Genomic DNA, 3654 nt, shown 5'->3' with positions numbered 1-3654 from the left:
GTAAGCAGTATCTTCAATTATTTTAATGATTTTTCCTTTATTCATTATTTACCCCCATACAATGGCTCCTAGCCACATTCCAAAAATCATAGCACCAGTTGCACAAATCATTATAACAGTTCCTTGTTCTTTATCCCCTCTGCTTCTGATGAGATATCCTAAGACAATACCTATTACTCCAAAAATAAAAGGAAATAAGAGCAGAGAGGTTGCTGTGCAAATCCATCCCCATATTTTCAACGTTTTAGTGTTATCGGGAGTATCTGAATTTATTATGAGTTTTCTAGTAATGATGTAGTTTCCATCATTGCCAAAAACTTCAACCTCTTCTCCGACCTCTGGAAGGAAGTCAAAGTATTTTCTTTCTATCTCTAGAAGGCTACCATCAGCCTTACCTAGATAAATTGTTTCAATATTGTCCTTAAGTATTTTGTATGTATTCATTATTTATTCCTTTCTTATAAATGATTCAATCACTTCAACGCTAGCTTGACTTGTATTTGATAATCTGTCATATACTGTACCATTTGTGAAGTAAGTGAGATTGGGTATTGTTTTGAATCCTACGGTTGTTTTAAAGTTATTCCAACTTGTCTTATCTATATGCTCACTATCCAAGTAATACACAGTTATCTTGGTTTCATCTACTGCTTTTGCTAGCTTTGGAGCAAATTCTTGACAGTATGGACAACTTTCTCTCCCTGTGTATAGGTAAAAGCTTTCTTGATGTTGTATTTTCTGTTCTACAGCCTCTAAACTTATCTTTTGAAGTCTATTTACAGCTATCTGGTAGTCTGTTTGTGGCAGAGTGGTTAAGTATGCTGTGAATGTGACAATGATAATAAGTAGTAGTGAAAGTAGAATAAGAACTTTTTTACTATTCATCACATCCGTATCCGTCTTTGTCTCTATCTAACCATGGACCGTATTGGGGGTCACTAGCAGGTATATTTACACGTCCTGCTTTGCGTGCTTCCTTACAGTTTTTGAACGGTCTTAAATTTGATTGTGGAGCAGGTGTAGACGATTGTGTAGGAGTAGTTGTAGTGTGAGATGAAGCTTGTTCTTGCTCTTTTTCTCGTGAAGATGCTTTCCTTTCCTCCTCTTTTGATTTGGAGGCTTCAATACTTGCTTTTTCCTCTTCTTGTTGTTTTTCTGTTTTTCTCACTTCGCTGATTACTAACGAGCCTTTACTGATTGAATCATATTTTTCTAAAGATACTGTATTTCCTGTATAGACCATAAGTTCATTTATTTTTACAGCTAGTGATTCAGGTGTACGGATAAGAAGTTTCTTACCTGTTATGTTGTACTCACGATATTCATCTTTTTCTTCAATCCCAATTACCTCAGCTTCAACTTCGTAGAGTTTATCAGTGTTAGAGAGTTTGTATGCTAGTTCTCTCAGTGCTTTGGCTCGCAGTATGATTTTAATTTGTGGTGTATTTAGATAAGCATCTACAGCTATATGTCCAGTTGGAGACCATTTCTCTATTTTAGAGCTAGTTTCACTACTGGATGATGAAGTAGAGGAAGAAGAACTAGACTGTTTAACTTGTGAAGACTGTTTGACGGAATCATTAGCCTTAGTTTGAACTTGTGAGTGTTTAGTGCTACCGCTAGTTAATAGTGTGAAGAACAAAATGAGGATAAGCAATAGTACAATACTACCTATAATCTTTTGTTCTTTGCTTAATTCCTTAAGCTTTTTAAGCATATATATCCTCCTGATGTTTAACTTTATTTAATGAAATAAAAGAAATATTTCCTAACAGTTATAATTATATCACACAAACTTTAACAATAGAATATATTTTTAACAAATATTAAATTATAGAGAATGTAAACCTGATTATTTAATCTATAAGATAGATAGTAGATTTAACATAGAGGGTGAAGGAATGGATGATATATTAGAAAATATAAGTAATCAGATACGAGACTTACGAGTTTCAAAGAAGATTACACAACAAGAATTAGCAGAAAGAACAAATCTAAGCGTTCCTTATATCAGTCAGATAGAAAATAATCACAGAAATATCTCTTTGGAAACTTTTGTGAAGATTGTTGATGCTTTGGAAGTTTCATTGAGTGATTTTTTCTTACCTTATTCTGTGCCACAAGATACTGAGATGATGGAACTGTTATTGAAGATTCAGAAACACCCACAGCATAAGATGATTGTTCATAAGGTGATGGAAATACTTGAATTAAGCCAAGATAGTTAGTGATAAATAAAAAGCACTAAAGAGTAATTTATCCGAAATATATCTAACTGTAGACAGTTACTTTAGTATCTATTGCTATTTCAATCATGCTTCAGATTGTTATAGTCTCTTTTGAAGTAATTTTCAATAGTAATCTGTGGGTCAGGTAATTAGAAATTATCCGTACTTTTTGCATATTGTGAGGATTAAAAGTTACGTTATTTAGACAAGGAATGAGAATTATTTTTCTTTATTGAAGAAGTCTATTAAAAAATAAAAATAAAAAAGAAAGCACTGAATCTGAGTATCCAGTGCTTATCTATTACCTTAAGAAACGTGTTACCTCTTACTAGAATGTTAAAAGTACTCTAACGATTATTGCTAGGATTGTCGCAAATATTGCTGCTCCGAATATCAAAGTAGCACTATCTTTCTCTCCTTTTTCTTTTAGAAGGCGACACATTACTGAGGGGATAACAGCAATGACGGGGTGTAGTACTATTATGCCAATTACTCCAGCCCATGCAGTAAATTTAATTCTTTTTATTGTCCAATATCCTTTTTCTTCTTTCTTTTCTGTGGGAACTTCACTAGACTTTTGAGTTATGATATAGGTTCCTTCAGATTGATATACCTCTACCATATCCCCTAGTTGTGGTACAAAATTAAAAGAAGTGTGGTCAACTTTTAGCAAAGTTCCGTCATCTCTACCTAAATAGATTAGAGTTTCTTCGATTTTAATAACTTTATACGTATTCATAACTTCTCCTAATTGTCATACATGTAAGCCACCATATAAGGCAGTGTTTTTGTAGCTTTAAAGACCGTTTCATAACTTTGTCTTCCTTTTGCTAGTCCGTACAATATTATATGGTCATCTTCAGCTATAACTCTATTATTGTACTCCGAAGGAATAGAAACTAAGATAATTTTATCATAGTCATCATTTATGGCTACACGCAGTGTATAGGCTTTCCCATCTTCCATAGCTTGTAAAACTTTACCATATACTCTTACTTTAGTATCTACGGCTATTTCATCATGATTCCACTTGTTATAGTCTACTTCACCATAATTTGCTTTATCATTATCTACAGTAATCTTAGGTTTTGATGGTGCTGAGGATGATGAACTAGAGCTACTCTCTTTAGATGATGAAGGTGTAATAGAGCTACTTGCCTTTGAAGAGGATGAAGAGCTAGAACTACTCTTAGATGAAGAGGTAGAGCTGCTTTTTTTGGATGATGATGAAATTTGTTTTGATGTTGTTTGATTGTTTAAAATTTCGTCTTTAGTATTTATAAAACTTATAACAATAATTACAAACAGTAGTAGTAGAGTGACTATAATTCCTATTTTTTTAAATTGGTTCTTTTTCTCTATGTTGTTCTTGTTGATGTCGACTTTTATGACAATACCTTCGTAAACTTCCACATAGTCCCCTATA

The 3654-nt window shown here is 33.1% G+C and carries 6 protein-coding genes; 1 reads left to right on the top strand and 5 read right to left on the bottom strand.

Features of this window, described 5'->3' with window-relative positions:
* Positions 1–48: 48 nt before the first annotated feature.
* Genes WKI42_RS09705 through WKI42_RS09695 form a run of 3 tightly spaced genes read right to left on the bottom strand, consistent with a single transcriptional unit; the run spans position 49 to position 1717 of the window.
* Positions 49–444 carry a hypothetical protein gene (locus WKI42_RS09705; protein WP_368081824.1) on the bottom strand — a complete coding sequence of 132 codons (396 nt, stop codon included), beginning with the start codon at positions 442–444 and terminating at the stop codon, positions 49–51.
* 3 nt (positions 445–447) lie between these two features.
* Positions 448–885: a thioredoxin domain-containing protein gene (locus WKI42_RS09700; protein WP_368081823.1), complete on the bottom strand. Its 438-nt coding sequence runs from the start codon at positions 883–885 to the stop codon at positions 448–450.
* Complete coding sequence (locus WKI42_RS09695; RefSeq protein ID WP_368081822.1) at positions 878–1717, bottom strand: excalibur calcium-binding domain-containing protein; 840 nt, start codon at positions 1715–1717, stop codon at positions 878–880. The genes WKI42_RS09700 and WKI42_RS09695 overlap by 8 nt, the downstream gene beginning before the upstream one ends.
* A 184-nt stretch (positions 1718–1901) precedes the next feature.
* Here WKI42_RS09695 and WKI42_RS09690 point away from each other — a divergent pair, with 184 nt between their 5' ends.
* Positions 1902–2228 carry a helix-turn-helix domain-containing protein gene (locus WKI42_RS09690; RefSeq protein ID WP_224218661.1) on the top strand — a complete coding sequence of 109 codons (327 nt, stop codon included), beginning with the start codon at positions 1902–1904 and terminating at the stop codon, positions 2226–2228.
* Between the two features lie 328 nt (positions 2229–2556).
* Here WKI42_RS09690 and WKI42_RS09685 read toward each other — a convergent pair whose 3' ends face one another.
* Both WKI42_RS09685 and WKI42_RS09680 read right to left on the bottom strand, forming a co-directional pair.
* Positions 2557–2967 (bottom strand): hypothetical protein, encoded by a 411-nt coding sequence (locus tag WKI42_RS09685; RefSeq protein ID WP_224218662.1) that lies wholly within the window; start codon positions 2965–2967, stop codon positions 2557–2559.
* Between the two features lie 8 nt (positions 2968–2975).
* Positions 2976–3654, bottom strand: a 679-nt coding sequence (locus WKI42_RS09680; protein ID WP_368081821.1) for a hypothetical protein, incomplete at its 5' end; no start/stop codon positions are given.

The organism is Streptococcus pseudopneumoniae (genome assembly GCF_038148935.1).
Taxonomy (GTDB): domain Bacteria; phylum Bacillota; class Bacilli; order Lactobacillales; family Streptococcaceae; genus Streptococcus; species Streptococcus pseudopneumoniae_U.
The sequence above is the reverse complement of the archived record's forward strand: the minus strand, read 5'-3'. Positions and strand labels throughout refer to the sequence as shown.